Origin of the sequence: Salinibacterium sp. G-O1, assembly GCF_030063305.1 — a bacterium.
In the GTDB taxonomy this organism is placed as follows: Bacteria; Actinomycetota; Actinomycetes; order Actinomycetales; family Microbacteriaceae; genus Rhodoglobus.
Genome location: NZ_JASISV010000001.1, coordinates 891,357 through 909,769, shown reverse-complemented (window position 1 = coordinate 909,769; position 18,413 = coordinate 891,357). Strand labels below are relative to the sequence as shown.

Here is an 18,413-nt window from a genome sequence, read left to right as displayed (position 1 = left end):
GCAGTGACACAGGATTCTCCTTTGAATTGCCAAGGGGTGAGCATGCCTGGGGCGGCGACAGTTCGTCGCCGCCCCAGGGTGCCGGAGCGAACCCCGGCCGTGCAGATTACTGCTTGGTGATCTCGTTGTAGATCGGCACTGAGTTCCAGCCGAACTTCACGTTCTCCACGTCAGCGCCATAGGCACCAGAGACGTTCGAGTACCACATCGGGATGGCCGGCAGATCCTTCAGCAGAACTTCCTGTGCCTTCTGGAAGATCGCGTTGGCCTTATCGATGTCGGGCTCGCCCGCGCCTTCCTTCAGGAGCGCGTCGAACTCTGAACTCGAGTAGTCACCGTCGTTGGAACCAGCACTTGTTGCATAGATCGGTCCGAGGAAGTTGTACAGGGCCGGGTAGTCGGCCTGCCATCCGGTACGGAACGCGGTCGTGATCGTGCGGTCGGTCACATCGGTGCGGAACGCGGCAAACGTCGGGTATGGGTTACCTGACGCCTCGATGCCGAGGGTGTTCTTGACGGAGTTGGTGATCGCATCGACCCAGCCCTGGTGACCACCATCGGCGTTGTAGCCAATCTGGAAGCTACCGTCCCACGGGGAGATAGCGTCGGCCGCGGCCCACAGCTTGACGGCTTCGTCCGGGTTGTACTGAAGAACGTCAGCACCGTCGAGCTTGTCGGAGTAGCCATCGATTACCGGCGACGTGAAGTCTGTTGCCGGTGTGCGCGTGCCCTCGAAGATCACGTCGGTGATCTGCTGGCGGTCGAACGACATCGAGATCGCTGCACGGCGCAGTTCGCCCTCTTCACCCGAGAAGTGAGGCAGGCCCTGCGGAATCGTGAACGACTGGAAGATCGCTGCCGGCTGGTTGATGGCGCGGTCGCCGAACTCACCCTCGAACGACGCGAATGCGCTGTCCGGGACTGAGTCGAGCACGTCGAGGTTTCCACCCTGCAGGTCGGCGTACGCCGCATCCTGCGTCGCGTAGAAGATGAAGTCGACTCCACCGTTCTGCGCTACGCGGTCGCCCTTGTACTCCGGGTTCGGAATGACCTTCAGGCTGACGTCGTGCTTCCACGCGCTGTCGCCATCGAGCATGTACGGCCCGTTGCCGATCGGGTTCTCGCCGTAGGCTGCCGCGTCATCCAGTGCGCCCTCGGGCAGCGGGAAGAATGCGGAGTAGCCGAGACGCAGCGGGAAGTCAGATTCAGGCTGCTTGAGCTTCACGGTGAAGGAGTTGTCGTCGACAATCTTCAGTCCGCTGAGCTCGCTGTCCTCGTCGTAGCTGAAGCCCTCGATTGACTCGAAGAAGTAGCTGCTCAACTGCTCGTTGCTGAGCAGTGCACCGTACTGCCACGCGTCAACGAACGACGCGGAGGTAACCGGCGTGCCGTCGCTGAACTTCTGGTCAGCCTTGAGCGTGATGGTGTAGTTCTGCGAGTCATCGGTCTCGATCGACTCGGCGACGTCGTTGTGCGGTGCACCTTCGGCGTCGTAGTAAACGAGGCCCGCGAAGATGGCGTCAAGGATCTTGCCGCCGCCGGTCTCGTTCGTGTTGGTGGGAACCAACGGGTTCTGTGGTTCAGATCCGTTGACGGTGATCACCGCGGACGAATCTCCGCCGCCGGTGGTGCCTCCACTGTCAGTTGCGCAGCCCGTGAGCACGAGTGCCGTGGTAAGTACCAGGCCTCCCAATGCTGAGCCGATCTTGATGGTTCTCAATTTTCCTCCTGGTGAAAGATGAGCGAACGACGCGGCATTGTGCGCCACGACGCGCATAGTGTTGCCACCCTAATTCGGGACAACACACTTCTCAAAACTGTAGACGGAAACGTTACGACCCGGTGACTTCGCGATGAAATTTCATGGTGCCCCGGCGAAAACCTGCGCGTCACCGACTTCAAACGCACGAATATTGCGTCTCACTCCAGTGCATGCCGCGAATGCGCGCGCTGATCGGCGTACGATCGAACAATGAGCAACGCTCCATTGTCGGAACCTTCCATACTGCCGCTCTTGGTGTTTGACGGCGATTGTGCCTTTTGCACAACGTGGGTGAACCGGCTGGAAAAATTGCTTCCGAAATTTCCGGCCACCACCCCGTGGCAGTGGCTCGACCTGGACTCACTCGGGCTCACTCGCGACGACGTCACCGAGTACGCGTGGCTGGTGACATCCGGCCACCAGTACGCGGGCCACCTCGCATTCTCCGCCCTGCTTCGCATGCAGCCGAGCTTCGCCCTTCGCTTTGCGGGCAACCTCATCGCGACGCCGCCGATCTCGTGGATCGCCGCTGTTGCGTATTCGGCAGTGGCGAAAAACCGGCACCGCCTTCCCGGCGGAACCCCGGCGTGCGCGATGCCACCAACCGCGTGACCGGCCCCACTGCCGGGGGGATGTCGCGGCGCAGGCTCGGCGTCGAGATTGGTATCGTGCTCGGGCTGTCGCTCGGGGCATCCGCCGCGTATTCGGTTGTGTCACTCGCGAACAAACTCACGCGGGAACAGACCCTCTCGCAGCAGACAACCTCCCTCAACAATTCGCTCAGCGACAGGGAGGTCTTCGATCTGATCTATCAGCTGATGGCTGTCTTCTTCGACCTCGTGCCCGTGGCTCTGGTTGCCTTCCTGTTGTGGCAAACGTCACGGCCGCATCTGGGCAGGCTCGGGATCGACTTCACCCGCCCGGGCCGGGATGCCCTGACCGGAGCGGGGCTCGCGCTCGTGATCGGCGCGGGCGGCATTGTCGTCTACCTCGGCAGTGTGGCGCTGAACCTGAACACCGCGGTGAACCCCTCGGCCCTCGACACCTACTGGTGGACGGTTCCGGTGCTCATCCTGCGCGCCGTCAGCGCCGGCGTCACCGAAGAGGTCATCGTCATCGGCTACCTGTTTGCGCGACTTCGTGATCTTGGTTGGGGCCGCTGGCAGATCATCATCGGCGCCGCGCTGCTGCGAGGCACGTACCACCTGTATCAGGGCTTCGGTGCCTTCGTCGGCAACGTGCTCATGGGCCTGCTCTTCGGCTGGCTCTACAGCCGCTATGGGCGGGTGCTGCCGCTGGTGATCGCCCACACAATCATCGACACCGTAATTTTCGTGGGCTACCCGTGGGCGGCCGCCACGTTCCCCGCGCTGTTCGGGCTGCCATCGGCTTGAGCCGTGGCGTCACGCGGCGAGCTGCGGCAAATGTGAGGGTCCGACATCCGAACCCAACATATGCCGCAGCTCGACCTCGCACGCCTAGGTAGTCGCGCTCAGTCGGCGAACGCCTCGATCGGCGGGCAGGCACAGACCAGGTTGCGGTCACCGAACGCGTTGTCGACGCGCCTCACCGGCGGCCAGTACTTGTGGCTGATCAGTGAACGGATCGGATAGACGGCCTGCTCGCGTGAGTACGCGTGCTCCCACTCCCCCTCAATGACGGCCTGGGCCGTATGCGGAGCGTTCACCAGCGGGTTGTCATCGGCGGGCCAGACTCCGGATGCCACGGCATCGGCCTCATCCTTGATCGCGATCATCGCATCGATGAACCTGTCGATCTCGGCGAGGTCTTCGCTCTCGGTCGGCTCGACCATGAGCGTGCCCGCAACCGGGAACGACATGGTGGGTGCGTGGAATCCGTAGTCGACGAGCCGCTTGGCGACATCGTTGTTGTCGATGCCCGTCGCCTCCTTGAGCGGGCGTAGGTCGAGGATGCACTCGTGCGCCACGAGACCGTTGTCCCCGGCGTACAGCACCGGATAGTGGTCGCGCAGGCGCACCGCGACGTAGTTGGCCGCAAGGACCGCGGCGCCAGTGGCGGCTTTGAGGCCATCCAGCCCCATCATGCGCACGTAAGCCCACGAGATCGGCAGGATGCTCGGGCTGCCGTATGGCGCAGCACTGACGGGCCCGCCGGCATGCACGAACTCGCCCTCGCGACCGCTGTTCAGGTCGAACGCCGGGTGGTGCGAGCTCTGCGCCATCGGGTGACCGGGCAGGAACGGAGCCAGGTGAGCCTTGGCGGCAACGGGACCAACACCGGGGCCTCCTCCGCCGTGCGGGATGCAGAAGGTCTTGTGCAGGTTGAGGTGCGAGACGTCTCCGCCGAAGTCGCCGAACCTGGCGTACCCGAGCAGCGCGTTGAGGTTCGCGCCGTCGACGTAGACCTGTCCGCCGGCGTCATGCACCGAGTCGCAGATCGCGCGGATCTCGTGCTCGTACACCCCGTGGGTCGACGGATACGTGATCATCAGTGCCGCGAGCGACTCTGCGTGCAGAGCGACCTTGGCGTGCAGATCGTCGAGGTCGACGTTACCGAGGGCGTCCGTCGCCACCACGACGACCTTCATACCGGCGAGCACCGCGCTGGCGGCGTTCGTGCCGTGCGCGCTCGACGGGATCAGGCACACGGTGCGGTGGTCGTCGCCGCGCGAACGGTGATAGCCGCGGATCGCGAGCAGGCCGGCGAGCTCACCCTGACTGCCGGCGTTGGGCTGCAGCGAGACCGTGTCGTAGCCGGTGACCTCGGCGAGCCAGGTCTCGAGGTGCGAGATCATCACGAGGTATCCCGAGACGTCTTCCGCCGGCGCGAACGGGTGGATGCCAGCAAACTCGGGCCAGGTCACCGATTCCATCTCCGTGGCGGAGTTCAGCTTCATCGTGCACGAGCCGAGCGGAATCATGCCGCGGTCGAGCGCGTAGTCCTTGTCGGCGAGGTACTTGAGGTAGCGCATCATCGACGTCTCGCTGCGGTGGGTGTTGAACACCGGGTGCGTGAGGTAGTCAGAGGTGCGCGCAAGGCCTGACGGGATCGATTGCGATTCGGTCAGCACGGCGACGCCAGCATCCAGTCCGAATGCCTGCGCGAGATCGTGCGTGCCGGGGCCGGCTGCTCCGCTGTACGGCTGCGAGTTGACCTCGTCGAAGCTGAGTCGCACGGTGTCTGCGTCGACGAGATGCAGCAGGATGCCGCTCGCGCGAGCCGCGGTCACGATCGCCGCCGCGCGCCCTGGGGTGCGCGCCGTGAGCGTGTCGAAGTAGTTGTCGCTCTCGAGTTCGAAGCCCGCGGCGACCAGGCGCGCGGCGAAGGATTCGGCGGCATCCCGCACCTGCAGGGCAATGCGCTTGAGCCCCTGGGGACCGTGGTACACGGCGTACATCGAGGCCATCACGGCCAGCAGCACCTGGGCGGTGCAGATGTTCGACGTGGCCTTCTCGCGGCGGATGTGCTGCTCGCGCGCCTGCAGGGTGAGGCGGTAGGCGGGGTGGCCCACGACATCCTGGGAGACACCGACGAGCCGACCCGGCAGCTGGCGCTCGAGGCCCTTGCGCACGGCCATGTAGCCGGCGTGCGGACCACCGAAGCCCATGGGAACGCCGAAACGCTGGCTGGTGCCGACAGCAACATCGGCCCCGAGTTCACCGGGTGAGGTGAGCAGTGTGAGGGCGAGCAGGTCGGCGGCGACGACCGCAAGGCCGCCGTTCTCCTTGACCGCGGCGATGGCGGCAGAGGGGTCGACGATGCGACCCGAGGCGCCCGGGTACTGCGCGAAGATGCCGAACGCGTCGGGAAGGTCGGCCGACTGGATGTCGAGCTCGACGAGCTTGATGCCGACGGCCTCCGCGCGGTTGGCGAGGATCGCCTTGGTCTGTGGCAGGGCATCCGCGTCGACGATGAAGACGTTCGAGTCTGATCCGGATGCGCGCCGGGCCAGCAGCATGCCCTCGACGACGGCGGTGCCCTCGTCGAGCATCGACGCGTTCGCGGTCGTCATGCCGGTGAGGTCAGACACCATGGTCTGGAAGTTGATCAGGGCCTCGAGGCGACCCTGCGAGATCTCGGGCTGGTACGGCGTATACGTGGTGTACCAGCTGGGGTTCTCGAGCACGTTGCGCTTAATCACCGCCGGGGTGATGGTGTCGTAGTAACCGAGACCGATCATCGAACGATTGACGGTGTTGTGGTCGGCCAGGGTACGCAGTTCGGCGAGCGCTTCACGCTCGGTCGCGGCATCCGGGATGCTAGACCCCACGCTCGGCGACACGGCGATCGACGCCGGGACGGCGGCCGTCACGAGCGCCTCTACGGTGTCGTAGCCGACAGCTTTCAGCATCGCGGCCTGCGCCGCGTCATCCGTTCCGATATGACGATCTGCGAAGCGCTCGGTCATCACTCGCCCGTCAGGGCCGTGTATGCGGCGAGGTCGAGGAATTCGGGCAGTTCGGTGAACTTCACCTTGACGAGCCAGCCTGCGCCGAAGGGATCACTGTTTACCAGTTCAGGGCTGTCGCTGACGGCATCGTTTGCCTCGACGACTGTGCCGTTGACGGGCGCGAAGAGCTCACCGACCGACTTGGTCGATTCGATCTCGCCGACCACGGTGCCCTCGGCGAGCGTCGAGCCCACCTTCGGCAGCTCGACGAAGACGATGTCGCCCAGCTTCTCGGCAGCGTATGCCGTGATTCCGACGGTGGCGATGTCGCCCTCGATCAGGATCCACTCGTGCTCAGCGGTGTACTTGAGTTCGTTCAGTTCAGCCATGGTCATGCCTCTCGCTTGTAAAAGGGAAGTGATACGACGGATGCCGCGACTCGCGACCCCCGCACGTCTATTGCCAGCTCTGTGCCCGGCGCGTTCAGGGCCGGGTCGACGTACGCCATCGCAATCGGGTACCCGAGGGTGGGCGACAGGGCGCCGCTCGTGATCGTGCCGACCTCCGTGTCGCCGTCGAACACCGCGTAGCCGGCGCGGCCGGCGCGTTTGCCGTCGGAAACCAGGCCGACGAGCACCCGCGCGCCCTCGGGCGCACCCGTCTCGGAGGCCTGCCGTCCGACGAAGTCGCCATCCTTCTTCAGGTTCACGACCCGTCCGAGCCCGGCTTGCACGGGCAGGGTGTCGAGCCCGAGTTCGTGGCCGTATAACGGCATGCCTGCCTCCAGCCTGAGGGTGTCGCGGCTGGCGAGCCCGGCAGGCACGAGCCCGAACGGCTCGCCCGCGGCGGTGAGTGCTGCCCACAGGTCGGCCGCGGCATCCGCCTGGATGTAAAGCTCGAAGCCGTCCTCGCCGGTGTAGCCGGTGCGCCCCACCATGAGCGGCAGACCATTGAACGTTCCGCTGGTGCTCCAGTAGTACTTCAGGGAGTCCAGTTCGACACCGCTGATGCCCGCCGTCGCGGCCACGATCTCGCGTGACCGGGGACCCTGGACGGCGATCAGCGAGATCTCGTCGCTCTGGTCGACGACCGTCACATCGAACTCACCGGCCCTGTGCTCCAGAGCCTCCGCGACCGGCGCCCTGTTGCCGGCGTTCGCCACGACAAAGAAGGAGTCATCGCCTTTTCGGTACACGACGAGGTCATCGATGATGCCACCGGAGGTGTCGAGCAGCAGGCTGTATTTGGCCTGGCCGATCGCCACCGCCGAGAGCTTGCCTGCGAGCGCGAAATCGAGGTAGGCCGCGGCATCCGGGCCCTCGACGACGATCTCGGCCATGTGGGAGATATCGAAAATGCCTGCCGACGTGCGCACGGCGTGGTGCTCGGCAAGATCTGAGCTGTACCGCACCGGCATCAGCCAGCCGGCGAAGTCAGTGAAGCTGGCTCCGGCAGCGGCATGCACATCGTGCAGTGGCGACTGTCGGGGGTCGGGAGCATCGGTCACGGAGTTCTCCTGTAGGCATGGCTGCGGGTGGAACTCCCCCTCTGTCATTGGCCTGAGAGTTTCGCGATGCGATCGCTTTCACCGTCGGCGGGAACCTGTGCGGGTTCCACTTTCCAGAGTGGCCAGTCGATGCGGTACATGAACCTGAGAGATTGGCGGGGAGGCTTGCTCCTTCGGTGCCGTCGGCTGCACGTGGCAATAAAGCGCACGGTCATTCTTCGGCTCTCCCGCATTGTGTTGCGGCCCGATGTTCAGTTGTGCGGCCAGCCTAGCAATACGGGGCGCGAAGTGGATGCCGCTGCCCTACTCCGGTTCGTCATCCAGCCACGGCGACGCAAGCGACAGCTCCACGCCAAGGGTGTGCTCAATAATTCCCTCCAGCAGCTCAGACATCGTGCCTGAGCACAACAGCGACATCTGGTCGAGCGGCCCCAGCGGAGAGATCGCGGCAAGCTGCCAGGCGTGGGCAACCGGGTCTGCCGCCAGTTCGACGTCGGGAGACCAGGCAAGCTCCGAGAACTCGCTTGCCATCGACAGCGTGCGACGCACCAGTTGCTCGGCACGCTCTCTCAGTGGAGTCAACGAATCGTCCCATTCGAGGGCGGGGAGTTCGCGCACGATGGCCTGCGGATGTGGATCCTCCTCGAGCCACTCCTCGATCGCGATTCGGCCCTGCCCCTCAGCGGCCAGCCCGATGAAGCCCTCGGCCGCTTCGATCTGCACAATTCTGGCGACGGTCCCGACCGCGAATCGCTTCTCCCCGCCGCCCACCTCCTGGCCGCGTTCGATGAGCACCACTCCGAACTCAGACGGTTCGTCCTGCAACACCCTCGAGAGCATCACGATGTAGCGTTCCTCGAAGATTCGGATGCTCAACGGCATGTGTGGGAACAGCACAGATCCCAAAGGGAACATGGCGAGTGCGGTCATATTTCTAGAAAAGCACGCGGCAGGCCCTGGCGCGAGGGGTTGCGATCTGCGAAATGACGTGAGCGCTCAGCCCCGTCCGGCTCCCGTTTGCTAGGTTCTTCTGAGGGACTCGCACTGCGACCCCCGGACGACGGATCAGTACCCGGCACGCGACAAGACTGGCCAGAGGGTTGTGGTCGTCATGGCATGGGTGATTCTTATTGTGTCCGGAGTGCTCGAGGCAGTCTGGGCCACGGCTTTGGGCAAGTCCGAGAACTTCACAAAACTGTGGCCGACCGTCATTTTCGGCGTGGCACTCGCAGTCAGCATGGCCGGGCTGGCGCTGGCGATGCGCGACATCCCCACGGGTACGGCGTACGCGGTATGGGTGGGAATCGGAGCAGCGCTGGCGGTGACGTACGCGATGATCTTCGGCGGTGAACCCGCATCCATCATCAAGGTGCTTTTGCTGCTCGGTCTCGTGGGCTGCATCGTGGGGCTGAAATTGGTCGACGGCAGCCATTAATTGACGCCCAGACCCCGCATTTGGGGGTCACGGATGTCATATGCTGAAAACACGATGGAATCCCCCACCCATTACGAATTGCTGTGCGTGACCCCCGAAGCCACAGCCGATGAGATTCGTGCTGCCTACCGGCGGTTGGTGAGGGTGTACCACCCGGATGTGGCGGGGGCGGCGGGCACCGCGATGACCCTCAGACTCAACGAAGCTCAGCGGGTGCTGCTCGACCCGGACCTGCGATCGCGCGTGGACCGGCCAGCAAGCCACTCCGGCGCAACACGCTCGAACACGTCGAATCCCGGCCCAGCCAATCAGTCCGCGCGCGATTTTCGCCGCGAAGCCCCTTACCGCTCCGCGCGCTCCTCCCCCGCCGCTGAGGAACACAGCGTCGTCTGGGACATCCTGGCGATCTCGTCGATCACGACCATCCTGGTGACCACGATCGGGATTCTCACGACCACATATTCCGGCCCGCTGGGGGAAGTTTCGCCCAGAATGGTGCCGCCCCTGATTGTCGCCCTGGCATGGATGGCGGCCGGCCTGTCGCGTCCACCACGATTCATCTATTTCCTCTTCGGAAGCGCGATGCTGTTGTGGCCGCTTGGCGCATCAGGCCTTTCCCCGTTCGCCTTCATCGTTTCAGCGAGCCCCGACTGGGTTTGGGCGATGCTCACGGCATCCTTCGTGGCCACCATCGTGCTGCGCGTTTCGGCCCCGCGAGTGACTCAGCTCCGAAGCAAGCCTTCGGCGCCGCGTTGGGCCTCCACCGCCTAGCTCTACCCCCGCATTGGGGACAAATTTCGGCGAAGTGTACCCCACGAACGGGCGCTTTGGTGAAATATGCTGAACCCACAATGGAAACCCCGAACCATTACGAATTGCTTGGCGTGGCACCCGACGCCTCCCCCGAAGAAATCCATGCCGCCCATCAACGGCTCACCAGCATCCACCACCCGAACGTCGCAGGCGTCGCGGGAGTGGCAATGACCCTCAGGCTCGACGAGGCGCAGCGCGTGCTGCTCGACCCCGAACTGCGATCTCGTTTCGACCGGCAGGGCTCTCGTTCCGGGCAGACGTACTCGGTTCCCGCCGCGCTGGAGCCTGTGGGAGACGCACCTCCATCGTTCCGCCGCGACACCATTCATCGTCCGGTCGGCGACTCCTCACTCGTCGTGGAACGCAGCGCCTTATGGAACACCCTCGCGTTCCTGTCGATCGCGGTCATCGTCGCGACCACGGGCGGTGTGCTCACCACCACCTACGCGGGGTCAATGGCTGAAGTCTCACCACGACTGATTCCGCCGATCATCCTCGCGCTGGTGTGGGCGGCGGCCGGACTGTCGCGCCCGCCGCGCCTCGTGTTCGGCCTCCTCGGAGTCTCAGTGCTCTTCTGGCCGATTGCTGCGGCTGGCGTGTGGCCCGTAACTTTCATCGTTTCCGCGAGCCCCGATTGGCTCTGGGCGTTGCTCGCGGCCTCATTCGTCGCGACAATCGTTCTGCGTATCGCTGGCCCCCGAATGACTCGGTTCCGTCACCAGCCCCCGGCGGCAGGGTGGTCATCCGCCGCCTGGCGGTAGCACTGACGCGATTTGTGCCGCAGTCTTGAGGCATGTCGCAGGATGCCAGCACCGCCCCCGCACGGCCCACCTCGATCCGTCGCACGATCGGGAGGGTGCTGCTCGGGCTGTTCCTCATTGCCGCCGGTATCGGACATCTCACCATTGCGCGGCAGGCGTTCCAGGCTCAGGTGCCGCCCTGGCTTCCGTTTGACGTTGACTTCGTGGTCGTGGCATCCGGGATCGTCGAAATCGCCCTCGGGCTCGCGGTGTTGCTGATTGCCCGCTATCGGGTGGCCGTCGGCTGGGTTGCCGCGCTGTTCTTCCTGGCGATCTTCCCCGGCAACATCTCGCAGCTGTTCGTGCACACCGCGACAGAAGGATGGGTCAACCCGATGGCCGTCGCGCTCGGAGTGCGCCTGCTGTTTCAGCCGCTGCTGGTCGCCTGGGCACTGTGGTCGACGGGCGCCTGGACGTGGTGGCGCGCGCGACGCTCCTAGGCGACCCGAACGTCGATCTCGCCGGGCTCCGCGCCCTCGGCCCCGAACACCAGGAACCGGTTCGCGATCTTGTCGGTGAAGAACCTGTCGTGGCTTACGACTACAACAGCCCCTGGGAAGTGAACGAGCGCGCGCTCCATCACCTGGGTGCTCGCCATGTCGAGGTGGTTCGTCGGCTCGTCGAGCAGCAGCACGGATGCGCCGGACAGCAGGCACTGCGCCATCGCCACCCTGGCGCGCTGGCCACCAGACAGGTTGCCGATGCGCTGCTTCAGGTCGGCCTCGGAGAACTGGAACATCGACAGGAACCGCCCGACCGACTTGCGCGTCGCCGTCAGGGCGAGGCTGTTCGGCATCGCATTGACCGCATGAGTAACGGTGTCGTCAAGGTCGAGTTCGTCGAGCATCTTGTTGTACGAGATGACGTCGCTGCCCTTCGTCCAGACCGTCTCGCCGGAATCCGGCTTTTCGTCCGTGAGCACGCGCAACAGTGTGGACTTTCCGCTGCCGTTGGATCCGAGGATCACGATGCGATCGCGCCGACGGATCTCGAAACTGAGGTCTGAGAACAGCACACGGCCGTCGTAGGACTTGCTGATGCGGTCGACCCGGCAGAGGACATCCTTGATGTGAAGGCCACCGTAAATCTCGGTGATGATCTGGTCGACGGGCCGGGGCGCTCGGCTCTTCTTGATGGTGGAGAGCTGCTTGTCGAGACCGCGGCTCGCAGCCTTCGCCGCCTCCCGACGGTCGGCGATGCCCTCGGCCTCGAAGGCGAGCAACTCTGATTCGTGCACGAACTGCTGCTCGAGAGTCTTCAGCCTGAACTGCTTCTGGATGACGTACTCGCCGAAGTTGCCGGGGTACTCGTGCAGGTGGAAGTTCTCGACCTCGATGATGCGGGTGACCACAGAGTCGAGGAAGCGCCTGTCGTGCGAGACGATGATCGCGGCGCCGTGGAAGCCGCGGAACCAAGCCTCCAGCCACTCGACACCAGCGACGTCGAGGAAGTTCGTGGGCTCGTCGAGCAGCAGCACATCGGGGTCTTCGAGGACGATCTTGGCGAGCGCCGCGCGGTTGCGCCAACCACCTGACAGGTCGTCGATCGCGCTGGTGCGATGCGCCTCGGTGAAGCCAAGGGTTGTGAGCGCCTGGTCGATGCGGCGTTTGTAGTCCCAGCCGTCGAGCCGATCCATGTCTTCGAACAGGGTGGCCTGGCGGTGGATGAGGGCGTCGAGATCCGCACTCGGATCTGCAGCAATCGCGGCGTCGATGCTCGCGAGCTCGGCTTCGATCGCCCGGATATCGACGAAGAGGTCGTCGAGCACCTCGAGGATCGTCGCCGAACCGTTCAGCTCGGAGAACTGCGAGAAGTAGCCGAACTTGGTGCCAGGTTCGATGGTGATCGTGCCGCTCGTCGGGGCAAGCTGCTCGAGGACGAGCTTGAGCAGCGACGACTTGCCCGAGCCGTTGCGGCCGATCAGCCCGACGCGATCCTTCGGCTCGAGCCTGAAGAACGCCTCCCGCAGCACCTGCGTCTTGTCGATGCGCAGTTCGACGTCGTTCAACCTGATCAGGCTCATGCTGTGGTTCTCCCCTAGTCGATCACTGCCGCCGTAGCCTCGATCTCCACCAATTGTCCCGGATACCCGAGCACCGTCACACCAACCAGCGTGCTCTCGGCGCCGCGGGCCCGTCCCCTCCCCCAAATGAAGGAGATTTCGCAAACCTCGGGGTGCTTTAGGGCCGCGCAGCCTCTCCGACGCGAAATCTCCTTCATTTGGGAGTGGAACAGGGCGGCGGTCCGGGATGCGACTAGACCATCACCGAGCTCAGGAGCAGGCTCGTCTCACTGTTGATGACGCCATCCAACGACCGGATGCGCGCCAGCACCCGGTCGAAGTGCCCGAGGGTGTCTGTGCGCAGCTCCGCGACCAGGTCCCACGCGCCGTTGGTCGTGTGTAGCGAGTGCACCTCCGGGAATCCGCGGAGCTGACGGATCACGTCGTCGGTGGTGCGCCCCTCCACCTCGATCAGGGCGACGGCACGGATTGTGTCCGGGTCGTTTTCGGCGCGCACTCTGGCCGAAAACCCGAGGATCGTGCCGTTGTCGAGCAGCCGGTCGAGACGGCTGGTCACGGTCGTTCTGGTCACCCCCAGCTCCCTGGCGAGAACAGCCACAGGCTCGCGGGCGTTGGTCCTCAGCAGTCCGATGAGACGTCGATCGAGGTCATCCATTGTCACCATGTGCATATTGTATGTCTTGGATGCGCAAAGAGCACAGAGAGTGCCCCAAAAGCTCACCGAATGGTCATTGTTGCTGCATAGTGCACATTCGTAGGCTGAGCACACGAGTTAAGGGAGAAATCATGGTGCGCTTCGTCGACGTGGGAAACATGAGCCGCTGGATCGCCAGCACCGGTGTCGAGTCGATCATCACCGGCATGGTGGCATACCTCGAAGAGGATTTCGCGCGCTGGCCCATCTTCGACAAGTCCCCGAGGGTCGCGAGCCACTCGCCGCTCGGTGTCATCGAACTCATGCCCACCAGTGACGGCGAGACCTACGCGTTCAAGTACGTCAACGGTCACCCCTCCAACCCGTCGCGAGGCCACCAGACCGTCACGGCCTTCGGCGTGCTCGCCGACGTGAACACCGGCTACCCAACCTTCTGGTCCGAGATGACCCTCCTCACCGCGCTGCGCACGGCCGCGACATCCGTCTTCGCCGCGAAGCTGCTGGCACGGCCAGAGTCGACGGTGATGGCGATGATCGGCACCGGAACCCAGGCCGAATTCCAGGCGCTCGGCTTCCGCGCGGGCCTGGGCATCACCACCCTCCGCGTCTGGGACACCGACCCGGCCGCCCTCGACAAGTTCATCGAAAACGTGTCGCCACTCGGCTTCGAAATCGACCGGGCGACGGATGCCCGTGACGCCGTTCGCGGAGCCGACATTGTCACCACCTGCACGGCAGACAAGACGAACGCGACAATCATCTCGAACGACATGGTTGAGCCGGGCATGCACCTGAACGCGATCGGTGGCGACTGCCCCGGCAAGACGGAGCTGGATGCGGCCATCCTGCGTCGCTCGGATGTGTTCGTCGAGTTCCCCGAGCAGACCCGCATCGAGGGCGAGATCCAGCAGGTCGAGGCTGACTTCCCGGTCACCGAACTCTGGCGCGTGCTGGTCGGCGAAGCCGAGGGCCGCACGAGCGCCGAGCAGGTGACGGTCTTTGACTCCGTCGGTTTCGCGATCGAGGACTTCTCCGCCCTCCGCTACGCCCGCGATGCCGTCGACGGCACCGACTTCTTCACCGATGTCGACCTGATCGCCGAGCCCGCCGACCCGAAAAACCTTTACTCGCTGGTCGCCGCGGCGGCCGTCGTCAGCGCCTGACACGTCCATGAGTGTTCAGTGCCCCTCGGCGGTCGTGCTCATCCGGCCACACCACTTCTGCCCCAACCCTGCCACCGCGGCCGACAACGCGTTCCAGTCGATCGACCCGACGCGCAGCGCTGAGCAGATCGCGGCGGCGGCGTTCGAGGAGAGCACGCGGCTCGCCGAGACGCTGGAGGCCGCCGGGATCCAGGTACTGATGTTCGAGGACACCGAGAACGTGCGTCCAGACAGCGTGTTCCCCAATAACTGGTTCTCGACGCACCCCGGCGGACGCATCGCGCTGTACCCGATGTTCTCGCCGAGCAGGCGCAGCGAGCGCCGGCCGGATGTCATCGACGCACTCAAGGCGCGATTCAGGGTGCAGGACATCATCGACTTCTCCGGCCTCGAATACGACAACATTTTCCTGGAGGGCACCGGCGCGATGGTGCTCGACCACACCAACCGGGTTGCTTACGCCGCGAAGTCGCACCGCGCCGACCCGCTCGCCCTCGAACGGTTCTGCGCGACCTTCGGCTACGAGCCGATGATGTTTGCCGCGAGCGACCCGAGCGGCACCCCGATCTATCACACCAACGTCATGATGTGCATTGCAACGGATGTCGCCCTCGTCGGGCTGTCGCTCATCGAGGATCCGGCCAGGCGCGCAGAGGTCGCGGAACGCCTCACCGAACCCGGCCGCGAGCTCATCGAGCTGAGCGCCGAGCAGGTGACCGAGTTCGCCGGAAACGCGATCGAACTGCGCTCCCCCGCCGGGCGCATCCTCGTCATGTCCGGACGGGCCGAGGCATCGCTCACGCCAGAGCAGCGCGCCACAATCGAACGCAGCTGCCGCATCGTCGGCGTCGAGATTCCCACGATCGAGCTCGCCGGTGGTTCCGTGCGCTGCATGATTGCGGGCATCCACCTCGATCGGCGGCCGGTCGTGCCCGCGGTCGCTCCCGTCGCGGACCCACCGGTGGAAGCTGTCGCGTTCGCCTAACCTTCGGTCTGCCCTGCCAGCGAGAGGGCCACGCCATCGAGGATGTCGTGCTCACTCGTGGTGACGAACTCGAGCGGGTGCCCGGCGGCGGTCGTGGCATCCGCGACCCTCTGCAGCACCGTGGACCAGATGACCGCGCCCACGCCGATGACGTCGACCCGACCCGGGTGCATGTACGGCAGTGCGGCACGCTCTGCGCGCGGCAGACGACTGAGTGACTCGCACGCGTCAAGGACGACCTGCAGTGGCAGGCGACTGCCGCTGATGACGAGCGGGTCATAGGAATCCAGCGCGAGGGCGTGCGCGGTGATCGTCGTGACGGTGCCTGCCACCCCGATGATCTCGGTGGTGCGCGACACGTCGACGATGGCCGTCGCAGCATCCAGCGCCGCAGTGACATCGCGACGGATGCTGGCGAGCTCTGACTGCAGCGGCGGGTCGCTGCGCACGTGGCGCTCGGCGAGGCGCACGCATCCGACATCCATCGAGAAGGCGGAATCCGGCGCGCTTGAGCCCAGCACCAGCTCGGTCGACCCACCGCCGAGGTCGACGACGAGGTGCTGCGTCGTGGCGGCCGCCGGCTCCGGGAGCGCCGTGAGCGCACCCCGGAACGACAACGCCGCCTCCTCAGTGCCGGGAATGACCTCCGCCGGCACGCCCAGGATCGCCGCGACGGCGTCGGTGAACTCGGCGCGGTTTGCGGCATCCCGCGTCGCCGAGGTCGCCACAAACCGGATGCGCTCCACCCGATGCTCGCGGCACAGCTCCGCGTACTCTCGCACAGCGGCGAGGGTGCGCTCAAGCGCCTCGGCAGCGAAGCGACCGGTGCGATCCACGCCCTCTCCCAGCCGCACCAGTCGAAGCGTGCGCACCACGTCTCGCAGTTGGCCCTGCTCGTCGATGTCGGCGATGAGCAGCCGGATTGAGTTCGTTCCGCAATCGAAGGCGGCAACACGGGTCATTGGGAGCTCCCGCCGCGGGTGGGGAGCGTGAGCCGCACGACCGGAATTTCCGGGTTTGCGGTGCCCGCCAACTCCCCCATCAGGGCATTCAGCTGCTGCCACGCCTTGGGATGTTCGAGCGCGTATCCCGCGAGCGCTCGCCGGGCTGACTCGTCATCCAGAATTTCCGAGACCGCGGGGGAACGGCGGATACGACCGATGCTGACGAAACACTGCGCATTCGCGCGCAGGTTCTGCAGCCACTGTGACCGGGTGCCGAAGCCGGACGCGACCAGAATCTCGTTCGGAGTCGGTCGCGACACTGTCTCGAGGACGACATACCGCGCCTTACCGGAGGTGCGCCCGATGTGCTCCAGCAGCAGCAAACGCTCGCCGAAGAGGAAGCCGAGACCAATGCGGAACATCCCGATGGGGGCGCGCATCAGCCATCGTGTTCGCAGGAGCCGAGCGGCGACAGACATGCATTCAGCATGTCACGCGGGGATCCAGTGCCGTTGGTCAGCCGATAACGCCCGGCAAACACGTCCACAGTGTGGGTCCCGAAGCATTGACGGAGGCGCTGGAAATCACGGCCCCGTCCATCGTCACCGTGCAACTTGCCTGAACGCCGGATTCAACGAAGAACGAAAGACCCCAGCCGTCTTTCAGAGGATCGCCACCGACCGGAACTACCGCGGAACGGGTCCACGGTGCCGTTACCCACTTCAAGTCCTGGCTCTCACCCTGTATCCACAATTTGGAGTTGCTCGACGACGGATCGCCGCCCGCCGTCCAGTACGAGACCTGGGCGAAACCAGACGAACTTGTCACCGAGAACGTCACCAGGTGCTCACCTGGTGCAGGAACCGGCAGGACATCCGGTGCCGGCGCGGGTGCCGGTGCGGGTGCCGGTGCTTCGACCGAGGGCACTGACGTGGGTGCCGGACCGGTGTCGCCCTCCGACACCTCCATGGGCAAGGTGGGGCTCGGAGTTGGTGTGGCGGTTGGAGTCGGCGAAGCGGTTGGAGTCGGCGACGCGACCGCCGCTGAGTCGAGAGCGGATGGCTGCCCCGCCACCGCGACCGCGACCGAACCCCCGACACCGAGTGCAATCACGCAGGCAACAGAGATCACTGTAACCAGATTTTTTCTCATGACTCCACGGTATACCCGCACCGATCCGAAGCCTAGGGATCCGACGCCCTACTCCCGGCCGTCCTCAAGCGGGATGAGCATGGTGCGGAACGGGCCCGCCTCGGCGTGGAGACCCCAGATGCGGTCGGCGACGTCGTCGATTCCGTTGGGTAGCTGAAGCTTGGGGATGCCGCCTGGAATCACCAGCTGGCTGACGCGGATGCCCTCATCCTCGAGTGCGTCGTGCAGCATTTCGCCGTATGCGCTCTCGGCGGGGAACGCGACCGAGGTGCCCGCGAAGCCGGCGCGGGCCTTCACCGAGGTGCCGCCATTGATCAGGATGACGCTGCCATCGCCCGTCTCACGCATCGCCGGCAGCACCGCACGCACCGCGTGGATGAGCCCGAGCGCGGAGAACTGCATCGCCTCAAGCGCCAGCTCCGGAGTCAGGTCGAGCACCGGCTTCAGGTAATCGCGCGACGGAAGCGGGCTGTACTGCAGCACCGTGATGGGCCCGAGCTCCGCCGCGGCGCGCGCGAGAGCGTTTTCGAGTTCCGCGGGCACCTTGACGTCAGCCGCGAAACCGCTGGCGGTCACGCCATCCGCACCAAGCTCCGCGGCCATGGCGTCGAGCTTCGACTGGTCGCGCGAGATGAGGGCGATCGAAAAACCTTCACGACCGAAACGGCGGGCAACCGCCGCTCCGAGGCCAGGCCCGGCTCCGATGATGGCAATGACGGGCATGACTACTCCTTGGGTCGATAGTGGCATGGTCTTTCCAGTCTGCCTTGTCGCGAGGGAGCGATGCGACGCGTCAGCGCCA

Annotated in this window: 19 protein-coding genes, 1 pseudogene and 3 riboswitches; of the genes and pseudogenes, 8 read left to right on the top strand and 12 right to left on the bottom strand. The window is 65.0% G+C overall.

The window, feature by feature from the left end; translation table 11 throughout:
• Positions 1-106: 106 nt before the first annotated feature.
• Positions 107-1,720 carry a peptide ABC transporter substrate-binding protein gene (locus tag QMG83_RS04480; RefSeq protein ID WP_283504134.1) on the bottom strand — a complete coding sequence of 538 codons (1,614 nt, stop codon included), beginning with the start codon at positions 1,718-1,720 and terminating at the stop codon, positions 107-109.
• Between the two features lie 333 nt (positions 1,721-2,053).
• Here QMG83_RS04480 and QMG83_RS04475 point away from each other — a divergent pair, with 333 nt between their 5' ends.
• Entirely contained in the window at positions 2,054-2,374 is a 321-nt protein-coding gene (locus tag QMG83_RS04475; RefSeq protein ID WP_502948995.1) for a thiol-disulfide oxidoreductase DCC family protein, read from the top strand.
• 20 nt (positions 2,375-2,394) lie between these two features.
• Positions 2,395-3,156, top strand: coding sequence for a CPBP family intramembrane glutamic endopeptidase (locus tag QMG83_RS04470; protein ID WP_283504530.1), 762 nt, complete (start codon positions 2,395-2,397; stop codon positions 3,154-3,156).
• A gap of 98 nt (positions 3,157-3,254) precedes the next feature.
• On the opposite strand, the gene gcvP is transcribed toward QMG83_RS04470, so the two are convergent.
• The 4 genes from gcvP to QMG83_RS04450 form a co-directional block, all read right to left on the bottom strand.
• Positions 3,255-6,152, bottom strand: coding sequence for an aminomethyl-transferring glycine dehydrogenase (gene gcvP / locus QMG83_RS04465; RefSeq protein ID WP_283504132.1), 2,898 nt, complete (start codon positions 6,150-6,152; stop codon positions 3,255-3,257).
• Complete coding sequence (gene gcvH, locus QMG83_RS04460) at positions 6,152-6,523, bottom strand: glycine cleavage system protein GcvH (RefSeq protein WP_283504131.1); 372 nt, start codon at positions 6,521-6,523, stop codon at positions 6,152-6,154. Before gcvH ends, gcvP begins: the two co-directional genes overlap by 1 nt.
• 2 nt (positions 6,524-6,525) lie before the next feature.
• Entirely contained in the window at positions 6,526-7,641 is a 1,116-nt protein-coding gene (gene gcvT / locus QMG83_RS04455) for a glycine cleavage system aminomethyltransferase GcvT (protein WP_283504130.1), read from the bottom strand.
• A gap of 34 nt (positions 7,642-7,675) precedes the next feature.
• A riboswitch (glycine riboswitch) is annotated at positions 7,676-7,763 on the bottom strand.
• Positions 7,764-7,881, bottom strand: a riboswitch (glycine riboswitch).
• 63 nt (positions 7,882-7,944) lie between these two features.
• Positions 7,945-8,571 carry an LON peptidase substrate-binding domain-containing protein gene (locus QMG83_RS04450; protein ID WP_283504129.1) on the bottom strand — a complete coding sequence of 209 codons (627 nt, stop codon included), beginning with the start codon at positions 8,569-8,571 and terminating at the stop codon, positions 7,945-7,947.
• Positions 8,572-8,672: 101 nt separating this feature from the next.
• Positions 8,673-8,738, top strand: a riboswitch (guanidine-III (ykkC-III) riboswitch).
• A 14-nt stretch (positions 8,739-8,752) separates the two neighbouring features.
• Between QMG83_RS04450 and QMG83_RS04445 the strand changes: the two genes are divergently transcribed.
• From QMG83_RS04445 to QMG83_RS04430, 4 genes are all read left to right on the top strand, one after another.
• Complete coding sequence (locus tag QMG83_RS04445) at positions 8,753-9,076, top strand: DMT family transporter (protein ID WP_283504128.1); 324 nt, start codon at positions 8,753-8,755, stop codon at positions 9,074-9,076.
• A gap of 54 nt (positions 9,077-9,130) precedes the next feature.
• The gene (locus QMG83_RS04440; protein WP_283504127.1) at positions 9,131-9,847 is read left to right on the top strand and encodes a J domain-containing protein; all 717 of its coding nucleotides are present in this window, start codon (positions 9,131-9,133) and stop codon (positions 9,845-9,847) included.
• An 80-nt stretch (positions 9,848-9,927) separates the two neighbouring features.
• Entirely contained in the window at positions 9,928-10,650 is a 723-nt protein-coding gene (locus tag QMG83_RS04435; protein WP_283504126.1) for a J domain-containing protein, read from the top strand.
• A gap of 32 nt (positions 10,651-10,682) precedes the next feature.
• Positions 10,683-11,129 carry a DoxX family protein gene (locus tag QMG83_RS04430; RefSeq protein ID WP_283504125.1) on the top strand — a complete coding sequence of 149 codons (447 nt, stop codon included), beginning with the start codon at positions 10,683-10,685 and terminating at the stop codon, positions 11,127-11,129.
• Here QMG83_RS04430 and QMG83_RS04425 read toward each other — a convergent pair.
• The 3 genes and pseudogenes from QMG83_RS04425 to QMG83_RS04415 all read right to left on the bottom strand — a co-directional run bounded on the left by QMG83_RS04425 (position 11,126) and on the right by QMG83_RS04415 (position 13,376).
• On the bottom strand, positions 11,126-12,712 hold the full coding sequence (locus QMG83_RS04425) for an ABC-F family ATP-binding cassette domain-containing protein (RefSeq protein WP_283504124.1): 1,587 nt from the start codon (positions 12,710-12,712) through the stop codon (positions 11,126-11,128). The two genes, QMG83_RS04430 and QMG83_RS04425, sit on opposite strands and share 4 nt — an antisense overlap.
• Positions 12,713-12,726: 14 nt before the next feature.
• Positions 12,727-12,807, bottom strand: a pseudogene (locus QMG83_RS04420) (RidA family protein); the annotation flags it as partial.
• A gap of 137 nt (positions 12,808-12,944) precedes the next feature.
• The gene (locus QMG83_RS04415; RefSeq protein WP_283504123.1) at positions 12,945-13,376 is read right to left on the bottom strand and encodes an Lrp/AsnC family transcriptional regulator; all 432 of its coding nucleotides are present in this window, start codon (positions 13,374-13,376) and stop codon (positions 12,945-12,947) included.
• Positions 13,377-13,498: 122 nt separating this feature from the next.
• Here QMG83_RS04415 and ocd point away from each other — a divergent pair, with 122 nt between their 5' ends.
• Together ocd and ctlX are read left to right on the top strand one after the other, a co-directional pair.
• Positions 13,499-14,530, top strand: a complete 1,032-nt coding sequence (gene ocd / locus QMG83_RS04410) for an ornithine cyclodeaminase (RefSeq protein ID WP_283504122.1) — start codon at positions 13,499-13,501, stop codon at positions 14,528-14,530.
• 7 nt (positions 14,531-14,537) lie between these two features.
• Positions 14,538-15,515 (top strand): citrulline utilization hydrolase CtlX, encoded by a 978-nt coding sequence (ctlX, locus tag QMG83_RS04405; protein ID WP_283504121.1) that lies wholly within the window; start codon positions 14,538-14,540, stop codon positions 15,513-15,515.
• On the opposite strand, the gene QMG83_RS04400 is transcribed toward ctlX, so the two are convergent.
• The 4 genes from QMG83_RS04400 to QMG83_RS04385 are packed head-to-tail and all read right to left on the bottom strand — an operon-like array spanning position 15,512 to position 18,334.
• Positions 15,512-16,477 (bottom strand): Ppx/GppA phosphatase family protein, encoded by a 966-nt coding sequence (locus QMG83_RS04400; RefSeq protein ID WP_283504120.1) that lies wholly within the window; start codon positions 16,475-16,477, stop codon positions 15,512-15,514. The two genes, ctlX and QMG83_RS04400, sit on opposite strands and share 4 nt — an antisense overlap.
• Positions 16,474-16,938, bottom strand: a complete 465-nt coding sequence (locus QMG83_RS04395; protein ID WP_283504119.1) for a nitroreductase family deazaflavin-dependent oxidoreductase — start codon at positions 16,936-16,938, stop codon at positions 16,474-16,476. Before QMG83_RS04395 ends, QMG83_RS04400 begins: the two co-directional genes overlap by 4 nt.
• 37 nt (positions 16,939-16,975) lie before the next feature.
• A complete protein-coding gene (locus tag QMG83_RS04390) occupies positions 16,976-17,611 on the bottom strand; it encodes a hypothetical protein (RefSeq protein WP_283504118.1) in 636 nt (211 codons plus the stop codon).
• A gap of 48 nt (positions 17,612-17,659) precedes the next feature.
• Complete coding sequence (locus QMG83_RS04385) at positions 17,660-18,334, bottom strand: SDR family NAD(P)-dependent oxidoreductase (RefSeq protein WP_283504117.1); 675 nt, start codon at positions 18,332-18,334, stop codon at positions 17,660-17,662.
• Positions 18,335-18,413 lie beyond the last annotated feature (79 nt).